22 protein-coding genes are annotated in these 25,803 nt (G+C 60.7%); 20 read left to right on the top strand and 2 right to left on the bottom strand.

Annotated elements, in window-relative coordinates; translation table 11 throughout:
- Window positions 1–88: 88 nt before the first annotated feature.
- The 9 genes from ACYVAK_RS12450 to ACYVAK_RS12410 all read left to right on the top strand — a co-directional run bounded on the left by ACYVAK_RS12450 (window position 89) and on the right by ACYVAK_RS12410 (window position 16,472).
- Window positions 89–1,891 (top strand): hypothetical protein, encoded by a 1,803-nt coding sequence (locus ACYVAK_RS12450; RefSeq protein WP_461061434.1) that lies wholly within the window; start codon window positions 89–91, stop codon window positions 1,889–1,891.
- Entirely contained in the window at window positions 1,888–3,447 is a 1,560-nt protein-coding gene (locus ACYVAK_RS12445; protein WP_461061432.1) for a hypothetical protein, read from the top strand. Before ACYVAK_RS12450 ends, ACYVAK_RS12445 begins: the two co-directional genes overlap by 4 nt.
- Complete coding sequence (locus ACYVAK_RS12440) at window positions 3,441–8,837, top strand: FtsK/SpoIIIE domain-containing protein (protein ID WP_461061430.1); 5,397 nt, start codon at window positions 3,441–3,443, stop codon at window positions 8,835–8,837. Before ACYVAK_RS12445 ends, ACYVAK_RS12440 begins: the two co-directional genes overlap by 7 nt.
- A gap of 3 nt (window positions 8,838–8,840) precedes the next feature.
- A complete protein-coding gene (locus tag ACYVAK_RS12435) occupies window positions 8,841–9,542 on the top strand; it encodes a hypothetical protein (RefSeq protein ID WP_461061428.1) in 702 nt (233 codons plus the stop codon).
- Window positions 9,520–9,912 (top strand): nucleoside 2-deoxyribosyltransferase domain-containing protein, encoded by a 393-nt coding sequence (locus ACYVAK_RS12430; protein ID WP_461061426.1) that lies wholly within the window; start codon window positions 9,520–9,522, stop codon window positions 9,910–9,912. The genes ACYVAK_RS12435 and ACYVAK_RS12430 overlap by 23 nt, the downstream gene beginning before the upstream one ends.
- A gap of 291 nt (window positions 9,913–10,203) precedes the next feature.
- The gene (locus ACYVAK_RS12425; RefSeq protein ID WP_461061424.1) at window positions 10,204–11,127 is read left to right on the top strand and encodes a DUF4007 family protein; all 924 of its coding nucleotides are present in this window, start codon (window positions 10,204–10,206) and stop codon (window positions 11,125–11,127) included.
- Complete coding sequence (locus ACYVAK_RS12420) at window positions 11,117–14,434, top strand: hypothetical protein (protein ID WP_461061422.1); 3,318 nt, start codon at window positions 11,117–11,119, stop codon at window positions 14,432–14,434. Before ACYVAK_RS12425 ends, ACYVAK_RS12420 begins: the two co-directional genes overlap by 11 nt.
- On the top strand, window positions 14,427–15,266 hold the full coding sequence (locus tag ACYVAK_RS12415) for a phosphoadenosine phosphosulfate reductase domain-containing protein (RefSeq protein WP_461061420.1): 840 nt from the start codon (window positions 14,427–14,429) through the stop codon (window positions 15,264–15,266). The genes ACYVAK_RS12420 and ACYVAK_RS12415 overlap by 8 nt, the downstream gene beginning before the upstream one ends.
- Window positions 15,267–15,299: 33 nt before the next feature.
- Window positions 15,300–16,472 (top strand): cysteine desulfurase family protein, encoded by a 1,173-nt coding sequence (locus tag ACYVAK_RS12410; protein WP_461061418.1) that lies wholly within the window; start codon window positions 15,300–15,302, stop codon window positions 16,470–16,472.
- A gap of 628 nt (window positions 16,473–17,100) precedes the next feature.
- On the opposite strand, the gene ACYVAK_RS12405 is transcribed toward ACYVAK_RS12410, so the two are convergent.
- The gene (locus ACYVAK_RS12405; protein WP_461061416.1) at window positions 17,101–17,739 is read right to left on the bottom strand and encodes a hypothetical protein; all 639 of its coding nucleotides are present in this window, start codon (window positions 17,737–17,739) and stop codon (window positions 17,101–17,103) included.
- A gap of 175 nt (window positions 17,740–17,914) precedes the next feature.
- On the opposite strand from ACYVAK_RS12405, the gene ACYVAK_RS12400 reads away from it, so the two are divergent.
- Window positions 17,915–18,688: a putative periplasmic lipoprotein gene (locus tag ACYVAK_RS12400; RefSeq protein ID WP_461061415.1), complete on the top strand. Its 774-nt coding sequence runs from the start codon at window positions 17,915–17,917 to the stop codon at window positions 18,686–18,688.
- A 75-nt stretch (window positions 18,689–18,763) separates the two neighbouring features.
- Here the strand turns inward: ACYVAK_RS12400 and ACYVAK_RS12395 are convergent, their stop codons facing one another.
- Complete coding sequence (locus ACYVAK_RS12395; RefSeq protein WP_461061414.1) at window positions 18,764–19,411, bottom strand: hypothetical protein; 648 nt, start codon at window positions 19,409–19,411, stop codon at window positions 18,764–18,766.
- Window positions 19,412–19,515: 104 nt separating this feature from the next.
- Between ACYVAK_RS12395 and ACYVAK_RS12390 the strand changes: the two genes are divergently transcribed.
- The 10 genes from ACYVAK_RS12390 to ACYVAK_RS12345 all read left to right on the top strand — a co-directional run bounded on the left by ACYVAK_RS12390 (window position 19,516) and on the right by ACYVAK_RS12345 (window position 25,771).
- Window positions 19,516–19,974 carry a nuclear transport factor 2 family protein gene (locus ACYVAK_RS12390; RefSeq protein ID WP_461061413.1) on the top strand — a complete coding sequence of 153 codons (459 nt, stop codon included), beginning with the start codon at window positions 19,516–19,518 and terminating at the stop codon, window positions 19,972–19,974.
- Window positions 19,971–21,167 (top strand): ADP-ribosylglycohydrolase family protein, encoded by a 1,197-nt coding sequence (locus ACYVAK_RS12385; RefSeq protein ID WP_461061412.1) that lies wholly within the window; start codon window positions 19,971–19,973, stop codon window positions 21,165–21,167. Before ACYVAK_RS12390 ends, ACYVAK_RS12385 begins: the two co-directional genes overlap by 4 nt.
- Window positions 21,164–21,850 (top strand): hypothetical protein, encoded by a 687-nt coding sequence (locus ACYVAK_RS12380; protein ID WP_461061411.1) that lies wholly within the window; start codon window positions 21,164–21,166, stop codon window positions 21,848–21,850. The genes ACYVAK_RS12385 and ACYVAK_RS12380 overlap by 4 nt, the downstream gene beginning before the upstream one ends.
- Before the next feature lie 49 nt (window positions 21,851–21,899).
- A complete protein-coding gene (locus ACYVAK_RS12375; protein WP_461061410.1) occupies window positions 21,900–22,457 on the top strand; it encodes a phosphatase domain-containing protein in 558 nt (185 codons plus the stop codon).
- The gene (locus tag ACYVAK_RS12370; protein ID WP_461061408.1) at window positions 22,454–22,828 is read left to right on the top strand and encodes a hypothetical protein; all 375 of its coding nucleotides are present in this window, start codon (window positions 22,454–22,456) and stop codon (window positions 22,826–22,828) included. The genes ACYVAK_RS12375 and ACYVAK_RS12370 overlap by 4 nt, the downstream gene beginning before the upstream one ends.
- Window positions 22,825–23,100 carry a hypothetical protein gene (locus tag ACYVAK_RS12365; RefSeq protein ID WP_461061406.1) on the top strand — a complete coding sequence of 92 codons (276 nt, stop codon included), beginning with the start codon at window positions 22,825–22,827 and terminating at the stop codon, window positions 23,098–23,100. Before ACYVAK_RS12370 ends, ACYVAK_RS12365 begins: the two co-directional genes overlap by 4 nt.
- Before the next feature lie 202 nt (window positions 23,101–23,302).
- Complete coding sequence (locus ACYVAK_RS12360) at window positions 23,303–23,605, top strand: hypothetical protein (protein WP_461061404.1); 303 nt, start codon at window positions 23,303–23,305, stop codon at window positions 23,603–23,605.
- 61 nt (window positions 23,606–23,666) lie between these two features.
- On the top strand, window positions 23,667–24,113 hold the full coding sequence (locus ACYVAK_RS12355; protein WP_461061402.1) for a hypothetical protein: 447 nt from the start codon (window positions 23,667–23,669) through the stop codon (window positions 24,111–24,113).
- Window positions 24,114–24,377: 264 nt separating this feature from the next.
- Entirely contained in the window at window positions 24,378–25,019 is a 642-nt protein-coding gene (locus ACYVAK_RS12350) for an HD domain-containing protein (RefSeq protein ID WP_461061400.1), read from the top strand.
- Window positions 25,016–25,771, top strand: coding sequence for a DUF3293 domain-containing protein (locus ACYVAK_RS12345; protein ID WP_461061398.1), 756 nt, complete (start codon window positions 25,016–25,018; stop codon window positions 25,769–25,771). The genes ACYVAK_RS12350 and ACYVAK_RS12345 overlap by 4 nt, the downstream gene beginning before the upstream one ends.
- The last annotated feature ends 32 nt before the right edge of the window (window positions 25,772–25,803 follow it).

Genomic DNA, 25,803 nt, shown 5'->3' with positions numbered 1-25,803 from the left:
AGCTAATTCGACTGAAAGAACCTCTTTTCCAACGATTGCATGGGTAAGGTTCCTGCGTAGCTATGGTCCGACACCGCAAAACCTGACGTTGTTCGATGAGTACGTGTCCGCTGCCGTCGGCAGGGCCAAAGTTCAGCCGATCAGGCTCGCGACACCGCTTCTTGAAGATATGGTCAAGCACATCGAGTCTCGGGCACCGGGCTCTATGCTCATCGCCGGCACTGCGGGCGACGGCAAGAGCTACCACTGCCGGGCCCTGTGGGAGCATCTAGGCGGCGATCCTAAAATTTGGTCCTCCAAGGGAAACGTCAAAGAGCTGCAGCTCACTGACGGTCGCTTGGCTGTGTTTATCAAGGATCTCTCTGCGTTCAACGGTCAAGAAAGTGACGTGCCGCTGCAGCGTTTAGAAAGGTCGGTGCTGGGTGGCGACGATTCCGAGGTGCTCATCGTCGCGGCCAATCACGGACAGATCCTCAATCGCCTGCGCGATCTCGGCAAACGCCAAGGCATCCGGCATCCGTTGCGCACGCCACTCCAGCAGTGCTTCTTGCAGGCTGGCCCGGCTCCTGATCGCTTGGCAGTGTTCGACCTCAGCCGCACAACGACCCGCAAGACTCTTGAAGATGTGGCTCGGGCGGTGGCAGGGCACCCCGAATGGGAAAACTGCTCTCGCTGCTCCCTTATTGCTGGCGGGAAGGTCTGCCCAATCGATGAGAACCGTCGCCGGCTGCTTGGCGATGCCGACGGAGGCCAGCTTGCAAGCCGAGTTGGTGACTTAGTAGAGATCGCCCGGCTAAACGGCCTGCATCTGCCGATGCGCGACCTTCTTGCGCTCTGCGCGAACATGGTCCTTGGGTATTCCGACGCCAAGCAGGCGAAGGAGAACCTCATGACCTGCGCGGATGTACCGACGATCCAAGAGGCGAACCACGTCAGCAAGGCCAGCATCTACGCAAATGCCTTCGGGGCTAACCTTCCGAAGCGCAGAGCGTCCGACCGGCCAATATTCAGGGCGATGGCAAGCTTCGGCGTCGGCGAGGAGACCACCAATGGGGCCGATGGCCTTTTGGTTTACGGCAAAGACGATTCCCGACTGCAAGCCGACTTTCAGCGCCTAGTTGCGAGTGATTCCACTTATGGCGGAACGGCGAGCTATATCGCGGCCCAAAACGACTACTTAGAGGGGCATGAGAGCGCTCGGCTTGAGGGTGCCGCTGCAGGATTCATGGAGATGCTGGAGGATCAGCGTCGCAGACTCTACTTCACGATTCCCGAGGACGAGCCCGGCTATTCGCGCTGGGCAATGACTGTTTTCCGCTACGCCGGCGACTACCTCGGGATGATCGACACATTGGCCGAAAAGAAGACACAGGTCAGCGAGGCCGTACGCGCACGGATCGCCAAGGGTCTCAACCGCGTACTGACAGGGCTTCTCTTGGAGAACTCAGATCGGATTTTCATAGCGAGTTCAGGCGGATTTACTCAGAGCCGCGTGAGCGTGCTTTGCGACCACGAAACCACTGCACGGCGGCAGCAGGGGGTCGGAATGGCAATCAAGCTCAATTCCCTGACGGGACGGCCATTCTTGGAGGTTCAGCTCGCTCCGGGTGCGGCCAATAGGGTGATTTTCGATTTGACGCCGGTTCGGCATGAGTTCCTTTCTCGGGTCGCAGAAGGAGCGCTGCCGGCTAGCTTCTCCAACGAGTGCCTCGAAGACTTGATGGCTTTCAAAGCCAAGCTTCTGCGTAAGGCGGAGACCGTGCGGAAAGGAAGCGTCGCCGATGATGACGAGGTCATTGGCGAGGACTTGGCCATGACGCTCAACTTCATCGATATCGAACCAAGTGGGCGCGGCTCTACCCGGCCCGTTACTGTCAGGGCTCCTGCATGAACGAGATCCTCAAGCGGCCCGAGATCAGGAGCGTCGACTTCTGCGTCGACGAAAACATCTGGGGGCACCGCCTTTACGATGAGCAACTGCCGCATCTGACCGTGCTGGAGTTCCTGGGCGTCTTGGGTTCGAACCTGGACAGGCCACTGCGACCCCACGACGGCCTTGGGGGTGCAGTGAAATTCAAGCCGCAGCGTCAGATGCGCTTGCGTGGGCTTCTCTTCAACAACCCCTACGTCGAGTCCATCGCCAAAAGCAAACTCGCCGACGAAGAGAAATGGCGCCAGTGGTTCGAAAAGTTCGACCATGGAAAGACCGGCAATGGAGACTCGGCGAGCGACCTGGCCTATCTGCGCCTCGCTTTCACAAGCTTCGATGACTTCTCCAAGGCAATAGAACTGCTTCGCTCCTCATCCTTCGAGGCGCGCAGCAACAAGCGATGGAGCTCAAAGTTCGTCTTCCCCTTCGGACCTGACGCCCTCTACGAGGACTTGCAGATCAATGCCAAGGGCAATATGAGCAATGATCGGCGTTTTTTCGCGCGCACAGGAGAGTTGCTTTACTTGATGCTCACCCGTGCCAGGCGCGGCGCAGAGCTGGGAGACCTGTTGGCCAATCGCCTATTCGAGCGCTCCGCCCCCATGAATCGGTTGGCACATGCGCTGCAGGGAACGCCACAATTGCCAGAGGAAGCGCGCCTGTCCGGCTATCTTCCGGAGATATCCAACCCGAGATTTGACCAGATTTGCGAGGACTGGCTCGCGATTCTGTCGAGAGACATGCCGGTCTATGACGCGTTAGAGCACCTCATCGCAATCACGGGCCTCAATATGTTGCTCTATTTCTTGGAGCGCGCGAAGCGCGTCGCTGGGGATGACGAGCCGGTCGAGTTCGTCTGCGAGATCGTCTCAAAGGATGGACGCAAGGTGAGGGCGCTATCCGGCGACAGCTATCTGACGAATCAAGGCTACCCCGAAAAGGCAATAAGGGCGCACATCGAATCGATCCGTGGCGAGCAGGCTTGGATTGACGCAGCCGCACTAGAGTTTCCCGACGCTGAGCGCGTGAGGCTATTGAGGGAGGCCTTTCAGTGGCCTCCTGCCGACGACAAAGACGACGAGGGTTATTCGAGCCGTAATCCCGACAGCTTGGTTTCCAAGCTAGTGGAGCTCGCGCTGCCTAGGCATGCCCAGCATGTCGGAAAGATTCATGCATCGTGGTCGCGCGCGATTGGTCTTAGCTCCCGCAGGCTCTCGCGGCGGTATCGATATGCGCCCGACGATCGGCTGCTCAAATCGATCGTAATCGCAATCGTCGGCGACCGCATGCAGTTCGATGAGTTCCTCCTCGAGGCAAATCGCCGCTATGGCCTGGTGATCGGTGACGCCGAAGGCTCGCGCCTAGTGGAGGCCAAGTCCATCGACCAAGCTGAGCTCAGCGAGAATCGCGACAACCTGGAAGCGCGGCTTGTCGGCCTCGGCCTCGTGCGCCGGCTTTCAGATTCCTGCTCCTTTGTCGAAAACCCGTTCGCGTTTGAGGTGGAGGCTGCGTGCTAAGCGATCGAATCATTGGGCGCGTCGGCGCAGACATCCTTGCCAAGCGCCTCGCCAACCTTTCCCAGGCGGGCGACTCCGTCGCGCTCCTTCGTCTCGACAAGCTCTCGGCCAGCCAGATCGCTGCCGTCGCGCGTTCGGTAATGGGGAAGCCCGATCTGTTTGCTCGGATTGATCTGATGATCCCCGAGGTCCTTGTGGAGGGCCAAGGCCTACCGCCGGAAATTCTGATCCAGCAGAACGCTGGCTACGTGCGTAACAACGTCGAGACTGAAAAGGAGGCAATACTCACGGCTAGTGGTAGCGAGCACAACCTCTCGGACACACTCGCGCACGTCACGCCCATTGGTGCGAAGGAGATGCGTTCCGATGCCCAGGCATGGGTAGAGGCGGCGCTCCATACAGGCGGCCTCGCCCCCGTGGCTGAGGATCGCGCAATCTTTCAGGCCGCCATCGGGGGCCTGCTCAACGCATCCGAGCTCTCCCTCGTACAGCTTGGCGAGTTTTGCTCCGAGATTGTCGAGGCCATCTCTACGCGCGGTCTTCCGATCCGCGATGCAGTGGGCTATGCGCTGCCGAGGGCAGGGTTGCCCAGGGACAGTGGATACTTCTCGAACGCGAGGACGTTCGGGTCTGTGCGGGCCCCATGGCAGAAGGCCTTCGCGAAACTCTTCGCTCAGCGGGCGCCGCTGCTCAAGAAGCTCCGTCAGAACGGCCAGCCTCTCGACGCGGATGAGTTGATTGATCGAATCGAGGCTAACGCCGCTGAGATCGACGAGGGCGCGCGACAAGCGTTGCAGGCCTTCGCGGTTGCGCCGTTGGGCGACCAAGTGACTGCGGAATTGCTTGCCCAGTTCGAATGGGAGTCGGAGGGTGTCTATCTGGCCTTCGACAAACCTAAGGAGAGGCAGCAAGGCTTGGCGGAGACGACTCTGCGTTTCTTCGATAATGATTGTGACGAAGAAAACGCGCTGGGGTCGGAGGGCCGTAGGCTTCTCGAAGACCTAAAGTCGCGCGAGCGCCGTGCCGAATTCACCCCTGAGGACGAAGAGTTCTTCGCCACGCACCGCCGCTTCCTGGAGCGCGACGCAAAGCTCATGTCGCGGTGGGAGAAGGCGCTGTTCGGGAAGCCTATCGAATGTAACGATTTCTTCGATGGATTCGCGCGGGTGGTCAACAATCTGCATGCCGGTCTCGAAGACGCCTCGGGCGAGCGAATTCTCCGCTTCACCGTCAACAAGGGGCGGACCGAGTGGCGCGAGCGCTTCAATCACGACGCGGGCTGCTTCTTCTCTGCCATGTACCGCGGACTGCGGGATCTGATGGGGGCAAAGGTAGAGTGGAAGGTCACGCGTATGACCGCGGCCGATCTTCCAGATCCGCTATTCGACTTTGAGCGCTTCATCGCCAAAGAGCGCGAGATCGCGGAGAGTCGCAACAAGAAGTTGAAGGCCGTAACGTCGCTTGGGCGCCAGGCTTTGCAGATCAAGTTCGATGTCGAGTTGCTGAAAGTGGCTCCCGGCAGCGAGATCAAGGTCAGCAAAACTCAGCTCTTATGGAGCTACAAGCCCGCGTCGATTGGCCTGTCGATGGTCGCGGACATGCGGCGCCTATTGGAAAAGGGCGCGGTCGGTTGCTCGGAAGTTCCACGACGCTTGGTTAGCAAGAAGGGCGGGGTACAGAACGTGTCGCTGTTGGACACTGGTACCTTGGAGGCAACCTACTCTACCGACGCCGGCTCGCTCGTTCCTGCGGTCAATAAACTCCGTAGTTTCCGCCACGAGATCAAGTCGCGGATCAAGGACCTTGCAGACGAGGGCAGGCTGAGCCCGACTCAGCGCGATGAGGTCAGGGAAGCGTGGGACGCGTTCGAAAGAGACTACATCAAGGCGATGGATGACTTCGTCTCCACTGGCCTTCATGGTGAGGCCGTTATGCGTCAGGCGGAGTCTTTTGGCGTGCTGCTAAACACGCTGATGGCTCATGCTCGTGGTGATGTCTGCCGTTCGCGCTTGGTCTCCGAAGTTCTGTCGGTGGGCACGGTCCGAGTGGCTGGCGATAACCCGGCGCTGATCATCCCCCCCTGGCACCCCGAGCGAATGAAGGCGCTTGCGGTTAAGACCCGCCGCATTGCGGGTTTTGCCACCCATTTGCTCTCCAGCGGCAGCATCCTCTACGGCGACCGCGAGATCTTCATGCGCGAGCTCTCCGACGAGATTGGCCATCCGTTCTATCCAGAAATTGCAGTCTTGAACAAGGACGGTTCGCCGAAGTTGGTCAGTGAGAGCAGCACCGTCAACGGCTACAGCCTCTTGGAGGCGCCCATCCGCGGCGAAGAAGATGCGATGAGTGACGTAGATCCCGCCGCCGCGGCCAAGCAGGCGAGGGAGCTTCTGGAGCGCTACGTCGGCTTGCAGCCCCATGAGGCGTCGAATCTCAGTGTCGTGCTCTACGACGCCGACGCGGCCGAGCTGCCGTTGGCGATGGTGCGCGAGCTCTCTTCGATCCAGGAGGACGGTAATTTCCAATGCAGCGTATCGGTGCGCCACTCCGACCAAGCGAAGCTTCGTAGCGTCTATGGTGAGTTAGTGAATAAGGCTGGCGACGATCCGGATCTGCCCGTGGTCAGTGAGACCAGTGACAATTTCATTTCGAAGCTGCGTATCGCCGTCACGCCTGTCTCTTCGACTCCAAGCGAGAGTGCGCAGGGTTTCAAACCGTTTGACGTTGCCTTCCTGCATGATGTGGTCGCCCGCTCCGCCAAGGTGGAGTGGCTGCCCGTCGCTTGGACAAACGATCGCCAAAGCCTTGAGCATGCGCCCTCGCGCTGGTCGTATCGCAGTGTGTCAGGCGAAGACGAGTTAAAGTCGACTACATTTCTGACGTGCCCATGGCAAACCGCATCGGGATGGGCTTACGTGACTGCCGTGGCCGCGGTCTGCAACCAGACCGATGCGGTGCCTGACAAGCGATTCTTGCCCGCCCGGCGCATCTCCCTGCAAAGTCAGGATTTGGCCGCGTTGATAAAGGACGCACACGAGCTAGCGGAATGGGTCGCCACTTACGACGAACTACTTGATAAGCGTCAGCTGCAACACAACGGTATTGCGGTCGTTCGCTACCGTCGCGGATCGACCAACGGACGCAATATGATCGTGAGCTCCACTTCGGAGCTCCGACTCCTTAGCGTATTGGTGCGTCGCCGTCTTGACGAGCTCAAGCTTCAGCTCACCTCGGACGAGATCAACGCCACAGCTGACAAAGCCAAACGCGATGCGCTCTCTGTCTCTGGCGACATCGTTCTGCGCGCGGCCAAGCGTGGCGTCTCCACCGGTGAAATGATCGGCTTGGTGCTAAGCCGACATTTGCTGGTCGAGGAGTTTAAGGCCCTCGCCAAAGGCGGCCAAGTGTTGACTGCCTACTTCTTGCTAGACGACTACGCGAGCTGGTTCTCGCAGCCCGAGAGCCGTATCGCCGACATTCTTGCCATCAATGTCGAAGAGAGAGAAGAGGGGATCTATGTTGCTGTCTCAATTGTCGAGTCGAAGTACGTCGGTGCCGACGGTCTAGCGGCGGCGCGCCGAAGCTCAAAGGATCAATTGCTCCAGACGCTGGACAAATTCCGGGAAGCCCTCTTTGGTGACCCCGGTCGGCTCGACCGCGACGTTTGGCTTTCCCGGCTTGCTGACATGCTCGTCGATGCCGATATCCCGCCGGGTTTGACGAGCCTGATGGAACGTGCCCGCTCAAAGCTTCGCGAGGGAGATGTGGAGATCTCACTACGTGGCTACTCTCACGTTTACGTCCATACTTCGGATGCAGGCTCTGGATCGGTCTCCGAGCAGGAGATCCTTCTGGACGAGAATGGCGTCAAGGCTTGGCAAGAAGTCTTCGATCGGGAGGATCTGCGGAAGCTGGCTGAAGCCTACGCAAAGAGTGCCGGAAGCTTAGCGGCACGCGCTGGTCTGGGCCCCCACGAGCCTTGGTCGGTTCACAGTTTCAAGAAGCCCGCCCCTCGGGTGCCTTGGCTTTCGTCGGTGGATCAGCTTGCCAATAGTTCGGGTGTAGCCGCAGTGGAGGCTCTCGGGCCGGAATCCCTAGTTTCGGGAGGGCCCGATGCCCTGGCTCAACAGCATTCGGCCTCTGCGCGAACCCTGCCGAAGGACAATGGCCAGCCAAAAGTGGCAGCCCCGACTCCTCCGCCTGCAGCATACCCCGGCTCCGCTCTTGCTCAGCTCGTCGCATCCAAGTTCGCAGTCGGCGCGCAATCCGATGCCGAACGGGAGGAGTGGGCGAAGGATGTCACCAAGAAACTCAGGGCTGCACTCAACAGCTATGGCCTGCAAGCTGCAATCCTAGGCACGCGTCTGACGCCCAATGGCTGCCTGGTACGCTTGGCGGGGTCTGACCGGCTGCGCGTTGAGGACATCGAGAACAAGCGCACGCAGCTTCTGACTACTCACGCGATCAATCTCGTCACGGTACAGCCCAAACCCGGTGAGATTGTGGTGACGGTCGCCGGCTCCAAGCGCCAAGCCGTGTCGCTCTGGGAGCTCTGGTCGCGTCGCGAGCTCAATCGCAATGTTGCCGGCATCAACACCTCTTTCCTTTTGGGCCTCCAAGAGATCAACGGTGCGCTGCTTTACCTCAACCTCGGTGCGGAATTCGGGGGGCTTTTGTCCCACGAGCCGCATTCGCTCGTGGCTGGCGCCACCGGCAGCGGCAAGTCGGTGCTGATTCAAGCGTTGCTTCTGGACATCGCAGCGACCAATCCCATGCACTTGGCGCAGATTATCTTGATCGATCCCAAGATGGGCGTTGATTACGCCCCCTTGGCGGACTTGCCGCACATGCGTGACGAGATCGTGACTACCAAGGAGAAGGCAAGCGAGGTTCTCGAAGCGCTGGTGCAGGAAATGGAGAATCGCTACCGTGCGTTCGCCAAAGCCCGTGCCCGCGACCTTCCCACCTACAACTCAAAGGTTTCGGAAGAAGAGCGATTGCCGATGGTGTTCCTGATTCATGACGAGTTTGCCGACTGGATGCTGGATGACGCCTACAAGGGCGCCGTGGGGGCTGCGGTACAGCGCTTGGGGGTTAAAGCCCGTGCGGCGGGCATTCACCTGATCTTTGCTGCTCAGCGCCCTGACAAGGACGTGATGCCGATGCAGCTTCGCGAAAACCTTGGAAATCGGCTGATCTTGAAGGTATCCAGCGAGGCGACTTCCAAGATCGCGCTCGACCGGCCTGGCGCAGAGCTACTGCTGGGCCGCGGGCACTTGGCCGCTAAACTCAATGGAGAACAGGGCCTAGTCTTCGCGCAGGCTCCATTTCTGTCGGATCAGGACATCGAAGCCGCTGTGGCCGCGATCGCCGCTGACGCCAGGAGTTAATGAATGAAGGTTGAGGACGCGACGGATACGGTAGCCAAGTTCTTCAACGACTTGATCGGCGCTTGGGTGCCTGGCACCGCCCTGACGGTCGGCTTGGTGCTCATGCACCTAGGCCCGGGTCAGCTCCGATCCTTGTTTGAGCTCGGCGATACGATCTCGGCAACTCTGACACTCGCTGGCGTGTTGTTCGCGATTGGGCACACGCTGCTTGCTCTTCATGAGCAGATCCTTAAAGAGCCGCTCTCCAAGCTAGGACTCACCAGGTCCTTCAATGAGGCGGGGGCAAAGATGCTCCAGTCTTGTGTGTGGTTCGGAGAGTTAGTCAAAGCGCGACAGACAGGTGCAGAAGCGAGGGATTGGGAATACAAGGACCTTCGGAGCGTGGCCCTCTCGGTTTCAACAGAGGCTGCCTCATTGGGCCGCAGGTTCACGTTCATCTCGCTACTTTGCTATGGCGTGGGGACGGCACTAGCGATTCTTGCGCTCGACCTTGTTGCTTGCTCTTTGTTCTTTCCTCAGTTGCTGTTTGCCTACGACGAAGCGGCCCCATGGTCCATCCAAGCGATTTTGCTGTTGCTCGTTGCGTTGGCGCTCTTCAGGCAAGGGGATGCGTTTCACAGTCGCGCGATGAAGACTCCCTTCTCGGTTGCGGTCGCCGAGCTGATATTCAAGAGGGATGCCAATGGCCGAAAAACAGGCGATTAGAAGGATTTATCTGGCCGGGGGGTTCAGGTCGAATTGGCAGGCTCAGGTTGCGGCCCGCTTGGCCGGGGCGTTTGATCTACTCGACCCGAGCGCACACAACATCCAAGATCCCGCCGAGTACACCCGATGGGATTTGAAGGCCGTCCGCCAATCGGACATTGTTTTGGCGAACATGGAGGCCTCTAATCCGGGGGGTTACTCGCTGGCGTTGGAAGTCGGATTTGCGAAGGCCTTGGGAAAGAGGATTTTTCTGGTCGACCAGGTCGAAGATCCGTCGGTGAAGCACTACTTTGAAATGGTGCGTCAGTGCTCCGAACGCGTTTTCTCGACGCTCGATGAGGCTCTCGATCACCTGTTGTTGTTGGAGTGAGGAGATTAGTCGACGTCCTCCTGCTTCAAAAGGACAACGAATCGCGCCCCGGCTTGATCCCTGGATCGGATGCTCCGTGACTAAACGGCGCAGTGGAAATGGCGTCTATTTCGTCTCATTCCGTACGATATTGAACCGATGGGCTAGCGGCTCGAGCTGGAGCCATCAGCCTAAGGATTTGATCTGAAAGGATATTTGGTGTGGCAGCCCCCATTGGCACCCAATGTGCTAACTGGAGGGGCTGTCCAGCCCCGGATAGCCACTGGCGGACCTCGCCAGTTAAAATGTTCCATGGCTACCGCTCAGCTACCGGACAAGCTCCAATTTTCGGGTCATGAGACCTTCCCGCTGCGACAGCTTTGGCTTCGCAAGGCTTATTTCGCAGTTGCCGAGGATCCCGCAGAGAACGTCTTCGGCGATGAAGCCGCCATCCGCCGCTTCGGCGTGGGCAAGAACATGGTGTCGGCGATCCGACATTGGGCACTCGCCTCCGGCGTGCTCGAAGAGAGCGCTGGCAATGTTTTGCAGGCGGCGCCGCTCGGCGAAATGCTCTTCGGCAAGCATGCCGTAGATCCCTACCTTGAACGACCTGCCACCGCTTGGCTTGTACATTGGATGCTGGCAGGCATGGCTGCGCGCTCCACGACTTGGTATTGGGTATTCAACCGCATCACTTCGCAGAGCTTCGATCGAAACGCAATCGTGCTCGCTTTGTCAGAGGTGGCGAGCGCGAAGCGTAGCCGTGTCTCGCTGATCACGCTTAAGCGCGATGTTGAAGTTTGTCTGCGTTGCTATCTCACGCGGCGGGACGGCAAGGAGGTCGATGATGCTGCTGAGCCACTATTGGCCGAGCTCTCATTGATCACCGAGGGTCCCAACGGCACCTTTCAGTTCCGCCGCGGACCCAAGCCTAGCTTGCCCGACGCCTTGTTCGCTTTCGCGTTGAGTCAGTTCTGGGATCGCTGGGAGGAGGCGACTGGCTCATCACAGAACACGCTTTCCTTTGAGGCCATCGCGCACGACTTTGGTTCGCCGGGACGAGTCTTCAAGTTGGATGAGGCCTCGGTTGCAGAGCGACTGATGGGACTGGAAAAAGTGTCTGATGGAGCGATGATCTGGACGGACAGTGCAGGATTGCGTCAAGTCAGTCGTCCGCATGGCCGCTTGGATCCGCGCGCCGCTATGAAGCTGTTGAGGAGGGCCTATGTGCGCTGATCTGGCTACACAGGTTCGAGTTAAGGCTAAGTTCCAGCGTTCGGTGCGCCTGGATACGGACTTCGATCAATCTGATGCTCTAGATGGTTACGTCTTACAGGCGAGTCCGCGTCACGCATTGGAAGTAGTGGCAAAGCACGTTGCCCAGACTCAGCAGAGAGCTTTTACCTGGACGGGCCCGTATGGCGGTGGCAAGTCCTCATTGGCCTTGGCATTGGCGGCGCTTGCCGGTGGTGATGCTTCTGGGCGTCGCAAAGCAAAAGAGGTTCTTCGCGTCCATCCTAACGAGCCAATTGCGCACGTCTTTGGTAGCCGAAAGCCTTGGCTGGTACTTCCCATCGTCGGTCGCCGTGCCTCAGTAGAGGACGCTATTGGTAATGCTTTGGACGCGCACGCGCCCGTACGTGGCCGACGCCCTATGCGTGATGGTCGGCGCGACGTCATCGCAGAGCTGGTTCGGCGCGCAGACACGGGCGAGCACGGCGGGGTGCTGCTGATCCTCGATGAATTGGGAAAGTTCCTGGAAGCGGCCGCTTTAACGGGCGATGACATCTTCTTCTATCAGGAGCTGGCTGAGGCAGCGAGCCGAAGCGACGGCAGGCTCGTAGTTGTAGGAGTGCTCCATCAAGCCTTCGAGCAGTACGCTTCTCGGCTAGGGCGTGAGGTGCGCGAGGAGTGGGCAAAGGTCCAAGGCCGCTATGTTGATATCCCGATTGTTGCGGGCACTGATGAAGTCCTGGACCTGATTGGGCGGGCGATCGAGACAAAGGTCGCGCATCCGAAAACGAGGCGAGTGGCGGAAAAGATCGCCGCTACCATCCGTCGCCGACGCCCCTCTTCACCGCCAAATCTGGCTGAGGCTCTGGATGCGTGCTGGCCTTTGCACCCAATCACGGCTGCGTTGCTTGGGCCCAGCTCGCGTCGCAAGTTCGGCCAGAACGAGCGCAGTGTTTTCGGCTTCCTTACTTCCGCTGAGCCGCTTGGATTTCGCGAGTTTCTAGCTAGTGGGGAAGGAGATGCCGCGGAGGTCTATTACACCCCCGCAATGTTCTGGAATTACCTAAGGGCCAATCTCGAAAGTGCAATTCTGAATTCGCCTGACGGACATCGTTGGGCGATTACTGCGGAGGCAGTTGAGCGGGTTGAGGCACGTTTTGATGAGCCGCATGTTTCGTTGGTCAAGACCGCCGGAATCATTGAGTTGTTCCGTAATGGGTCCGGTGTTGCGGCTGATACGGATGTCCTGGCCGACTGCGTTCCTGGCTGGACCAAGAAGGAAATTGAAAGCGCGCTGGATGATTTAGCCCGAGCGAGTGTTCTGATTTACCGCAAGCATGCGGGAGCTTGGGGCGTATTCGCGGGTAGTGATTTCGACATCGAAGCATCAGTATGTGCTGCACTGCAAACGATTGGCTCGGTTGACGTCGATCAGCTCAAAGCCATTGCCCCGCTTCCTGCGGTTTCGGCTCGTCGCTACTACGTCGAAACGGGCACGCTGAGATGGTTTGAGCGAGAGGTCGTTCCGGCATCTGACGCCAAACGCCTGATGCGCGATCGAAAAAGTAGCGCGCGGGCGGGTCGGTTCGTGCTGCTTCTGCCCACAGCAGAGATTTCCGACGTCAAGTCCGACAGGCTTGCGGCAGAGCTCTCGCAGCAGCCCGATAGCGGGGAGATCATTTTTTACGGCGTTCCGCATAGTCAGAGCGGCATCATGGAGCGTGCCGCAGAGTTGGCCGCATTGGAGCACGTAGCAAAGAACAGGCCTGAGCTGGAAGGCGACTCGGTCGCTCGCCGTGAAGTCGAGGCACGCCTACGACAGGTTCGTTCCGACCTGGCGGGTGACCTCTCCGAGGCATTCGGAGACGCACACTGGTATTGGGCTGGTCGTCGCCTTAATTCGGACGCTTTGCACGGGCTCTCGCCTTTGGCCAGTGAAGTGTGTGGCGAGGTATTCGGAGAGACCCCGGTCATCCACAGCGAGTTGGTCAACCGCGACGTGCTCTCGTCCAGTGCAGCTAAGGCACAGCGAAACCTGCTCCACCGCATGCTGAACTTCGGCTCCGAAGCGCGGCTGGGGTATGAAGGTTTCCCGGCAGATGCGGGCCTTTACTACACCGTCGTGGCTGAGCTTGGTATGCATGCCAAGGTGGGAGGAAATTGGGGCTTCTGCTCGCCTGAGCGGAACAAGGGCACGCGTTCGGAGTCGCTTGTTGCGCTCTGGGCAGCCACCACAGAAATGCTTGAAAAGGCAAGTGACGCTGTATCGCTTTCCGACATCTATTCCCTGTGGCGCAAAGCACCCTTCGGCTTGAAGAATGGCGTGATGCCCATAATCGCGCTGAGCTTTTTGCTGGCCAATCGCAGTCGGGTTGCGGTCTATGTCGAGGGTACGTTTACGGCCGATCTGACCGATGCCAATGTGGATGAGTGGTTGCAAGATCCCAAACGCATTTCCTGGAAATGGGTGCGGGTAGATGCATCGGCCAAGCGCTTGCTCGGGCGGCTTGCTGATCAGCTCGAAGTTGCCGTGGGTCGCTCAGTGGCTGCTGATCCACTGGACTCGGCGCGCGCGCTCGTATCCCAGGCGCTTGCATTGCCAGCCTGGACGCAGCGCACTGCTCGTGTGTCAGAGAGAGCGCGCGCAGTTCGCACGCTGTTGTTGCGTGCTTCTGACCCGATCAAGGTCATCTTTTCTGACCTGCCCGAGATGCTAGGAACACACGATGCTGATTTGCTTGTCTCCCGCATCGGCGAAGTGGTTAAGGAGCTGGAGAGCGCATATCCGACGTCGCTACGTAAACTGGAGGGACAACTGTTCGCCTCCCTCGATCACCAGGGCGACTTGAGGCAACTCGCACAGCGGGCTTCTGTCGTCCAAGGCATAACGGGTAACTTCCAGCTTGACGCCTTTGCGGGACGATTGAAGACCTACAACGGCACCTTGCCCGACATCGAAGGAATGATCTCGCTCGCCGTCAGCAAGCCGCCCATGGGTTTCACCGATCACGATCTAGACGGCGCTGTTATTCAGCTTGCCAAGTGGGCATTCGAGTTCCGACAGGTCGAAGCGCTCGCCATGGTGCAAGGACGTGATGCGTCTCGCCAGGCACTCGCCGTGGTCCTCGGTGGTGGCAAGACGGTCTCGCATGTCTTTGATGTGAGCGTGGAGGAGAAGAAGGCGGTCGCAGTGCTGGCCAAGAGGCTGTTGGAAGTCTCAGGCGGCAAGATCAAGCCTGACATCTTCCTTGCGGCGTTGGTGGAGGCAGGCACAGAGGTGCTTCAGCAGCGGGAAGGCAGCCATGACTGAGCGACACGTATTGGGTCTGTCAGGCGGCAAAGACAGCGCGGCGTTGGCTGTCTATATGCGACTGCATCGCCCTGAGTTGGACATCCAGTATTTCTTCACCGACACCGGCAAGGAACTCAAAGAGGTTCATGAGTTCCTTGGAAAGCTCGAAGGCTTTCTGGGACGTCCCATCCAGCGCCTGAACCCGGATCGAGATTTTGATTTCTGGCTGCGGGAGTATGGGAACTTCCTGCCATCTCCCCGCACCCGTTGGTGCACTCGGCAGCTCAAGCTGGCGCCCTTCCGGGACTGGATCAAGCCTTGGCTAGCCGCGGGCGACACGGTGCATAGCTACGTCGCTATCCGTGCCGATGAGCCTCATCGTGAGGGCTACGACTCCGGGCACGAAAACCTAACGGTGCATCTGCCATTCCGTACTGCCGCTATCGACCATGCAGGCGTCATTGAGCTCCTCGAGGGTGCGGGCATTGGGTTGCCCCGCTATTACGACTGGCGTTCGCGTAGTGGCTGTACCTTTTGCTTTTTCCAGCAAAAGATCGAATGGGTTAGGCTCAAAGAGCGGCATCCAGAAGCGTTTGAAGAAGCCAAGCGCTATGAGAAGAATGCCCTAGAGCATGGATCACCATTCACTTGGAGCGACCGGGAGTCGCTGACCGAGTTGGAGCAACCTGAGCGCATCGCAGCTATAAAGGAAGAGCATGAGCGGCGTAAGGCTCGTGCAAGAGCGCGCGTGAAGCCCAATCCGCTGCGGCCTGCTGGATCTCAGCCTGAGGGCTTGGAGTTTGAAGAAGCGTTCTCGGCGAGTAAGGCTTGCTTGGTGTGCCACAAGTGAATACCTAAATCGAGAAGTTCACCTGGAGGCAGTGTGGGCGATCGACGTCCCCTATATCTCGATCACAATGCAAGCACGCCTCCCGACCCAAAAGTTGTGGAGGCGATGCTGCCGTGGCTTCGAGATCAGCACGCCAACCCCCATTCGGATCACGCCCACGGGCGCCTAGCTTCTGATGCAGTCGAGCAAGCTAGGCACTCTGTCGCTCAGCTAATTGGGGCTTCGGCAGAGGAGATCATCTTCACTTCTGGGGCAACGGAGTCAAGCAATCTCGCTTTGCAGGGATACCTCCGCACGCACGGGGACGCGGGTGCGCTTGTTTACAGCGCGATAGAGCATCCTTGCGTCAGAGAGGTCGCGCTCGCCCTGAGTGAGCTCGGCACGCGGATTCAGGAGGTAAAGGTTGACCGTCAAGGGCAGATAGATCCTTCGGCGATTGGCCGGGCGATCCTGGAAGCGGGGCGAATGCGCTCTCTGGTATCAGTCATCCACGCTAACAATGAGATTGGCACGGTCCAAGCGATTGCGCCCCTGGCCGCCGTTGCGCATGCGAATGGCGCACTGTTCCACTCGGACGTCAGCCAGAGCTTGGCCTGGCTTGATATCGATGTGAGCGAGGGGATAGACCTCGCCACACTTTCCTCCCACAAGATCGGTGGGCCAGCAGGTATCGGTGCGCTGTTCGTGGCTGATGGCTTGAAGAATGAGCTGACTCCGCTTGAATATGGCGGCGGTCAGCAAGGCGGGCTACGCCCAGGCACGATTCCGGTCTTCCTAGCGGCAGGCTTTGGCGCTGCTTGCGACCTAGTGTCCCTTGAGCGAGCGAAGCGCACTTTAGCTGCAGAGAGCGCTGCCAACGCCTTCCTGCGTGTTCTAGCTGACAGCGGCGCGGCTTTCGAGATCATTGGGTCAACGCAAAGCAACCTACCAGGGCTCAGGAGCATCCGCTTTCCTGGTGTAGAGGCGCGAGATCTCCTCGATCGCCTGCAAACCGACGTCTCTGCATCGCCCTCCTCAGCGTGTGCGTCTGGCGACTTCAAGGCTTCTTACGTCCTGAGGGCAATTGGCCTTAATGAGGCAGACGCAATGCAGGTGGTGCGCTTTGGATTCGGCAGCGCCACACCGGTTCAAGATGCCGAGCTAGCGGCTCAGTATGTGAGCAGTGCTTTGAAGTCTGCGCTCAGGGCTGAAACCATCGCGACCTAGTTCAGGCCTTGTCCGCAATGCTCTTTGACTATCGCAGGCTAAGCTAATCAGTCGCGCCATCTCGCGCACCAACCTGCCTCCCGGAAACGCATCCGTCAGGCCTTTCCTATCTGGCTCAGCATCGAAGCCAGGTGATGCAACGCCCCCCATTTTTAGTAGCCGTTCGACTTAACTTCAGCTCTCTCAAAGGCTCACTTGCTGAGACTGTTTCGGATATTGCGTCACCGCACTTCCGTTACGCGGGGAGCAATTCAAGCGAGGCTTTAGTGGAGCTCTGAGTAGTACTCAGCCGCCCCAGGTGGCATCTCGGCAAGTGCATCTCGGACCTTCGCTGGAGACCGCTCGACCTTCGCCAGTATGTCTCGGCGTGCGTTTGTTTCTGCTGGACCAGTGACAATCAAGGCGTGAAAGTAACCGGGGAGTCTGTCTTTGAGAAATCCGTCCGCCTTATCGCCACTTTCTGCTATCGCGAGACAAGACCTGACACCCTCGCCGGTAGCGTGGTAGTTCACGTGGCTCATGTAGAGCCTGGCCTGAAGAGTCGACTTCTCAGTGCGTTTTTTCATGGCCAAGCAATACCTTCGAGAACAGCCAACTGGGCGACCAGCGGCCCATGCACTTCGCACGCTCAGTCTGAGCTAGACGCGCGGTCCCCGTCATCAAACTCAACCCTGTCCACCGCGCCCATCATCCGCGCGCGCACTTTGGACGAAGCGGCCGCCCAAGCGGCGTCATTACCCCGCTTGGATTTCTGGAATGCCAGCCGTGAGCTGTAGTCGATGCCGACCGCGCCTGCGTCGTGGAAGGCCTCCATGTCCGCGCTCAGGAAGACGAAGTCCCAGCCGGCCGCCTTCTTGGCGTCGACCAGCTTCGTGATCGCCGCGCGATCAAACTCCTGACTGGCGTTCTCAGCGCCGTCGGTGACCACGACGAAGACAATCTTGGAGGGCCGCTCGCCTTCGGGCTGCTTGGCAATCTGGGACTCGAGATCGAGGATGCCGCGCCCCATCGCGTCATAAAGCGGCGTTGAGGCACGCGGTACGTACTGCTCCCGCGTCAGTGGCGTGACGTCGCTGATCGGCTTCGCCGCATGTAGGACCTCGTAGGGGTCTTGGGAGTCGAACTGCACCAGTGTGAACGTCGTCGACGTGGACGCGGACTGCTGCTCGGCGAGGAAAGCATTGAAGCCGCCGATGACATCGTCGCGGATGCTGTCCATCGAACCGGTGCGGTCAAGGATGACCGTGATGTGGCTCTGATCCGTCATGGCACTGCTCCTCGCTTGGGTGGAGGCGCAGCATTTCGCCAAGAAATCTCATCGTCTGCGACACGTCGGGACGCGGTTCCCCACATATAAATGTGGCCTTCTCCTGTCTCTATCGGTGAGACGCGGGTGTCGAACCATTCGCTCCCCGTTCCTCATCGTCGACATGGAGTCCGCTATGCGAAAGGTTGGTCTCGGCGCTACCGCGCTGGTGCTGTTCTCGGGATGTGCGTCCATCCCCACCCCCGTCTCTCTGCAGGCCAGTGACGGCCAGGAATTGAGCTACTCCCAAGGCATGGGGTGCGTGCAGGGCGGAGCCGACACGAGTGACGGATTCATCCTGACGTCGCTTTGCGCCCAGCCGAAGGACCGCAGTCGGTCCGTGCTGATCGTCCGCGTCTCCAATCGGACGAGCCGGCCGGTAACGATCCACGAAGATGCGGTCACCGCCGAGTCCGCTGCTGGCGCGTTGGAGGTACTGGCCCACACGGCATTGATGAAGGAAGAGAAGACCCGCCAGACCTGGGCGGCCATCGGCGCAGGGATCGCGGCGGCCGGCAACAGCATGGCGGCGTCCAATGCCGGGTACTCGAGCTACCAGGGCACGGCCTACACCTCGGCCACGGCGTACGGATCGGGCGGCTACGCGAAGGCGAACGCCACAACCACGTATTCCGGCACCGCCTACAACGGCGCCGCGGCGGCGGCGGCCCAGCAACGGGCGAACGCCGAGAACGCCCGCCTGTTCGACCGGCTCGAAGCCGAAAAGCAGATGGGCGAGCAAGCGATCGAAGGCGCGCTGCGGACGCATACCGTCCAGCCCGGCGAGTCCCACGCCGCGTTCGTCGAGATGGAACTGCCGCGCCAGCGCAACGGTGGCACCCAGTCCGTCGATGTGGTGCTTCGCGTCCAGGGCACGGAAACCCGCTTCGTGATGAACGTGGGGCCCTGATCCGTTCGATGTCCATCGCACCGAACGGCCACGGAGGGCTGGCGGTGCGGTGGGCACCCTTGGGTGGAGCGAGGTCTAGATCGGTCCGACCACGGGATAAGCGATATGGCCGAACCCGCTGCCATCGGACGCCAGCATCAGGTCGATCACCAGCGGGACGAGTTGCCCCAGCAAGGCCACGCTGTCCTTGACCTGCTGACGGTTGACCTTGCTGCCGTGAGTGGCGCCGCCATGGACGAGCTGGTTGCGGAGGACGTACAGCCGGTCGACCACGATGCCTGCCACGGTCGCCGTCTCGCCGGACATCACAGCCGCCGTGGCAACGCGCTTGGCGGCCTGGAACTGCTCTTCCCAACGTCCACTGCTGTCGTGGTCGCGCAGGGCCCGCCAGAACGGATCGAAGAGGTAGGGGTTGTCGATCAGCGTCCGGACGCAGCCCGTGAAGTTCTTGAACAGCAGGGCGTGAAGGCGCTTGTCGGCATCGAGCACCAGGATGCGCTCGAAGAATCGGCGGAGCAGGTCGCGTTCCGACTGCTCGTGGCCGAATTCCCAAGCGTAGGCGGCGTTGAAGCTGATCCAGAGAAAAATGAACCGGGCATCCGCGTCGTCTTCCTGCTCCGCCCGTCGCAGCCAACTGATGGCGCGATGGCAGCGGACTCGGAAGTCCTCCGGGATCTCCGGGGGCAGGGCAGCCAGCTTGGCTTTCAGGGTCACGGCGTCCATGGCCCGACTTTACTGGAGGGCCGCACGGCCCGGAACGATATTGACCTCGCAACCCATGAGACCGAAGCATGGGACCGTCGCGACACACCGCCAAGGAGGCAACCGTGAGTGACACCGCCAGTGCGACCCCGGCCCTGACCACGCGCGAGGCCCTGATGGCCTACGCGACCATGATCAACACGGGGGATCCGTCCGCGCTCGCGCCCCTGCTGGCGCCGGACTTCACCTACACCTCCCAGAACGTCCTGACCGATATGGTCGGGAAGGACGCCTATCTGGAATTCATGGCGGCCAAGTTCGAGACCATGCGAAATGCCGGGCTCATGCCCATGGCCGACCTCGCGCACCGCCCGGGCTATGGGCACGTCGAATGCGCGGTCCTCTGGCAGGGCACGCCGCCGGTGCCGCAGTGCCTCGTCTATGCGGACGTGGTCGGCGAACAGCTGAAAGCCATCCACCTCTGCATCGTCCCCGCGCCGGAGTCCGCCAAGTTGCTTGGGTTCTGGCCCGGCCTGCCTGAGGATCGTCGCCCGGCGCCCCCGACCCACGGAGCCCCCGAATGAGTACCGCCCCGATCGGCGGCTGCCGGCTGCGCTACGAGTGCCCGATGCGCTGGGACACGCTGGAGCGCGTCGGTCGCGATGAGAGCGTCCGCTTCTGTGGCCAATGCCAATCCGCCGTGCACTGGGCCGACACCGAAGAGCAGGCTATGGCCTTCGGGCGTCAGGGCAAGTGCGTGGCGCTGGGCTTTCTCGATGCGCCGGTCTTAGGCGAAATGAGTATTGGCCCGCTGTCGCCGGAGGAACTGCCACCGGAACTGGCCGAGGCCGGCCTGTGGGGGCTGTTGGTCGGCGACGCCGTTGGCGTGCCCTACGAATTCCACCCGCCGCACGCCCTGCCGCCGTTGGAGGCCATCGACCTGGTCCCGCCGCGGGGCTTTCCGCGCGCCCATGCCGGCGTGCCGCCGGGGACGTGGAGCGATGACGGTGCCCAGGCGCTGGCCCTGCTCGACACCCTGGTGAGCACCGGCGGGGTCGACCTCAAGCACTTCGCCGGGAACATCAAGGCGTGGCTTCACGAGGGCCGCTTCGCCGTGAACCGCTCAGTGTTTGATGTCGGCCGCCAGACCGCCACCGCGATCAATCGCCTGATGGCCGGCGTGGCACCGGAGCAAGCCGGACCGTCCACGGAGCAGGACAACGGCAACGGCGCGCTGATGCGGGTCTTCCCTCTTCTGATGCACTCGTGGCGCTCGCCGCACCACCTTGCCCATGCGGCCGCCCAGCAGGCCAAGGTCACCCACGGGCATCCGCGCTCGCATGTCGCCTGCGCGGCGTACTGCCTCTGGGTCGGTGCCCTGCACCAATGGGGCTCTGAGCGGTCGTGGGCGATGGCCGAAGACATCATGCGAAACCCCGTCTTCGCCGATGACGTGGGGCTGCCGTACGAGGAGATCGAGTTCGTCCTGGATCCAGCGTGGCGCGCCAAGGCCAGCGGCAGCGGCTATGTCGTCGACACCCTGTGGTCGGCTCGGATTGCCGTCGAGGAAACCCGCGACTACGCCAGCTGCATCCGCCGCGCCATCGCCTTCGGGCATGACACCGACACCACGGCGGCCGTTGCGGGGGCTGCGGCAGGGGTGCTTTACGGGTTGGAAGGCATCCCAGTCGAATGGCGAGAGGGCCTCCGAGGGCGCGACGTGCTGGATCCGCTCACCGCGCGATGGCGCTCACGCGTGAAAGAGCGCGACGAATGAGCATCGAATTAAACGGAGATCGGTCCGACGTCTGGCGGCTCTTCCGCGTGTTCTCTGTCAGCGTTTTGGCAGCCGCAGTCATTGGTTGCCACACCGACGCCGAGAGCGAGACTCCGCCGCCCAGTCGCTGGTGGTACGTCGAAGATGCCCCCCCAAGTGACGGCATGGCGTACCGAACGGCGATGCTTACCGCCCTTGAGGGTTGGAATGGCGAGGGCAGCAACGCGACGTCGCTGACCGTTTTCAATCAACTCTACGAGAACGGCGGGTTGGTAGTGCAAATCGGGATGACCGGAAAAGCTTCAAGGCCGCGCTGCCCAATGCAAGGCTGCTACCTCTACGCGCGACGCCCGGGCGGAAATTGGCAGACCCTGCGAGCCGTGCCAACCGATGACTCGAGGAATTACCTCGATGTCCTCAATCCATGGTCGCTCTTGTGGCTCTTTGACGGTGCAGAAGATCTGGAGATCGAGGTCCCCGTTCAGCCCACAGGCACGTGCGTCTACACGCTTCCGGCTGCTGGCTATCGCTGGGACTTGCATCAGCCCCGCGGCGAGGCCTCCCTCAACGGTGATGGCACGCGACGAGAGCGGGTGTCCTTGACGGAAGAAGACGAGCAAGAGCTCGACGGCCCCCCGAGCGACGACACCCCTTGGCCGCGATGCACAGCGCTCTCTTCGTGATCACCAACAAGCCAATTCCAATGCGCAAGGGCAACCATTCGGATCACACATGACGCTTTTGAGGAAGACGAGCCAATCGCACCCCCTTCGCATCGACACGCTGCCCTTTGGCAGCGGCAAGATCGGCCTGACTTTCTGTCCTGGCAAGCGCCAGTCGAACGCATTGAACGGGGTATGGGATCGGGATCTCGCTATGGATCTGGACGTGATGGCCGATTGGGGCTGCAACGAGGTGATGACCCTCGTGGAGCCTTGGGAGCTGGAGGAGTTATGCGTCCCGAATCTCGGGGCGGCGATTGCGGCGCGGGGATGGCGCTGGCACCACTGGCCGATCCTTGATGGCGATCCGCCCGATCACCGCTTACTCCATCGTTGGACGAGCGAGGAAGAGGCGCTTCGTCGGCGGCTGCGCACGGGTGGGCGGCTCCTTATCCACTGCAAGGGCGGCTTGGGCCGGGCGGGAACCGTCGCAACGATGCTGCTGGCCATGGAAGAGCCCGATGCATCGATCGAATCCCTGATGGCCAAGGTCCGGTCGGTCAGACCAGGCGCCATTGAGAACACTGCGCAAGAAGCGTTTCTTGGTGGACGCGACTGGCTTCTATGACCACGGAGATCGCCATGTCGAACGCTTTGCCGCAACTGACCCTGTTCACTCAAGGGGACTTCCATGATCAGGACGCTGAGATTCTGGATGCCTACTTCGGCGTCCGCAGTGAGCCCGAACTGAGCTTGGCGTTCTGGCCCCACCCCGGCCCTGACCGGGGCTATCCCGAAGATGCCGAGTCCGAACTCCGCGATGAGATGGCGTCGTACGGCCTTCGGCAATTCCCCTCATGGGGTCTGGTGAAAGCGGATGGGCAGCGCGTCGGGAGCGAGACCTTGAACACGCCGTCGATGCTGATCGCTTGGCTCCAGAAGAACGGCGTTCTGGCGTGGCACACGAAGACAACTGACGACGGAGAGGGCGCCCCATGAACGTGCGCGAGACCTATGCGCTGCTCATTCGGATCGACCGCATCTTCGACGCGGTCGCCTGCACATGGACTGGCGAAGCCAGGGGGTATCTGGCCGAGCTCGTGGCGTGGTCCAACGCGCACGATTGGTCGACCACGCCGGACCTGTTGCCACTGAAGGAAGCGATCGACCGAGCCAGTGATCGGTCCGAACCTTGGGACCGCCGGTGCCAGTTGCTCAGCTCCCACTCCAGCCTCGTGGAGCAGCGGCTGTCCGCTCTGATGGGCTGGTAGGAGCCCAAGCGGTGAGCTTCGATCAAGCATGGCCTCGCGCGGACTCTGCCGAGACCCACATCGCTTGACACATCCTCCAAGCCGAAGTGGTGGGTCATCTACCCGCAAGCAGCCCTCGTCTCGATGCGTGAGATGCCCTTGGCGTCTAATTGCACCGTAAGGCCGGCGACAGGCGCCGACCGGATGATGAAAGGACATCGGAATGCCCTTCGATCGAACCCTGCTTGCCATCACGTTACGGAACGGCGAGTACGCCATTCACAGCACTCTGTCCAACGTTTATCTGAAAATCGACAAGGTGGAGAAGCTGCACGACGTGGATGTGTCGCAAGACAACATCTTCCGGGATTTCGTCGCCCCCATGGCGGTCTGGCAAGCAAAGCGCTGTTTGCCCGACCGGCCTGAGGAAGCGAAGCGAATCAGCGACTGGCTGGATGGCCTACCGGACTCGGTCTACTTCGTGCTGATGCACAGTGCCGAATTCGAGACCGGCTATGGAGATTAAAGTGCCAAAAGGAATCGTCGGGCGGCCAATGAAGTGGCCAGGCCGAAGCACGACAGGCTCAGTGATCCTCCCGCTGCATATCGACCTGAAAAGCCACCCTGCCACCTTGTCGCTTCCCGAGATCACGTTAAGTCGAAAGGCCGAGGTCCATCTGACCCTACTGTCGACCCGCGAAGCTGAGCTGCTCGCGGGCCACCTCCCGGAAGCCGAATGGCAGAACGCTTTCGATGGCGAGCAGTGGGAGATCGGCCTTCTGGATGAGTTTGAGTTGCTGCGTGAAGAACGGGCCTCCGAGCCCACGCGCTTCTCTGTCATCCGCCATCTGCACTGCCTGGCGCTCAACGCATTCCGCCAGCGATTGGCCGAGGCTGCAGGCATGGGTCTGGCAGAAACCTTGCCCCATGTGACGCTCTACACGGCCGGGCATGAGCGGGGGATTGGGCTGTCGTCCATGGCAGACCACGCTCGCTTCCGGATCCGCTCTTTGGCGAGGGCAGAATGGCCCTGACGGCTTGCATATCGCTTCATCGCGATGATAAGATTTACATGTGGTTGGGAAGCCGCCACACCGCCGGTTTAAGGGACAACTTCCAGGGCGGGATACAAATCACTGGTAAAGCGTCGCTTCCTCCGAGCATCGGGTGGGGCGGGTCCCGCCACCATCGCCGGAGTGAACTTGGCCCAGTGCCAAAGCACCACGCGAATCCTGCCGACCGGACGACGATCGGGGCCCCGCCGCGGGCGCCAGCGGCACGTGAGAAGGAGTTCGACCATGACCGTTCTGACCCAGCGCTACAGCCAAGCTGTCGAGTACGCCCGTGTGGCCCATGCCCCGCAATACCGCAAGGGAACCCGCATTCCCTACGTCTACCACCTGCTTGGCGTCTCGAGCATCGTGCTTGAGTACGGCGGCACCGAGGATCAGGCCATCGCCGGGCTGCTGCATGACGTGCTTGAGGACTGCGGCGCCGAACATGAGGCAACCATTCGCGCTCAGTTCGGAGACGCTGTCGCGGCCATCGTTAAGGACTGCACGGACGGCACCTCCGAGACCAAAACGAAGCTGGACACGCCGGAGGCCAAGTACGCCGACTGGCGGAATCGAAAGCTGGCCTACATCGCCAGCCTCGAGAAGAAGCCGATCGCATCCCTGCTCGTTTCCACGTGCGACAAGCTGCACAACGCCCGAGCCATCGTGGCCGATGTACAAGGCGACGCGGGACTGGCGGTCTTCGGTCGCTTCAAGGCGGGAAAGGAGGGGACCCTGCGCTACTACGAATCCCTGGCTCGCGTGCTGCTGGAGCGTTCGCTCGAGGGAGGTCCGCGCTTCCATGAGCTGGCGCGGGAATTCGATCGCGTCGTCTCCACCCTACACACGCTGGCTGGTGACTCGAAGCGGGAGCCGCTCGAATGAGCGACCAGTGGCAGGTCAAGGCCGTTGAGCTGTTCGGCGCCCCCGGGGAAGAGGAGTCAACCGATCTCGGCGTCTTCGAAAGCAAGGAACAAGCGCTGCAAGCCGCCAAGGAGAGCATCCGGGAAAGCCTCGACAGTCTGGCTCCCGACGCGATCTCGGTTGCCGACCTGATGTCGCGCTTCAATTCCTTCGGCGAAACCACCGTCATCTACAACCTGGATACCTTTGAGTCGGCGACGTTCTCGGGGGTCGACTATGCCAAGAGCATCGCGCGCAGCGTCTTCCAAGATCGGCATGCGACAGACATCGATCCCGTCCTGCGTGCGGCGTATCGAGCAACCCACTACGTCGCCGCCCTTCCTTCGGGGGAAGTGCTCATCGAAGTGGGCCAAAAGGCGCCGACGGTTTCGGCGTGGCTTGCTGGACTCGGTTTGCACTCCGCGATCTTCCTAAGCGCGTGGAACCCGATGTCGAAGCCGCTGTCGTCGAAGGTGAACGCCATCCGACATGCTGACCTCCTGAGCATGGTCCGGAATGGGCCGTTCCCTTTCGTGGAAGCGGTTGGCCAAAGCCCCGACGGCAGTTGGTCAGAGACCAGCCTGCTGATCGCTGGCGTGCCGTTGAGCGAGGCCAATCGATGGGCACGTGTCTTCGAGCAAGCCGGCTACGTCTGGATCGACCGCGATGAATCGGCCTCGCTCAGGATCAGAACACGCCAGAACACATGGGTCGATGAGGCTGACCTCAACTGAGAGAACCCCGCGTCGGGTTCGACGCATCGCCG

This window comes from Silanimonas algicola, from assembly GCF_054777375.1.
Note: the sequence above shows the minus strand (reverse complement) of the source record. Positions and strands in the feature narration are given on the sequence as shown.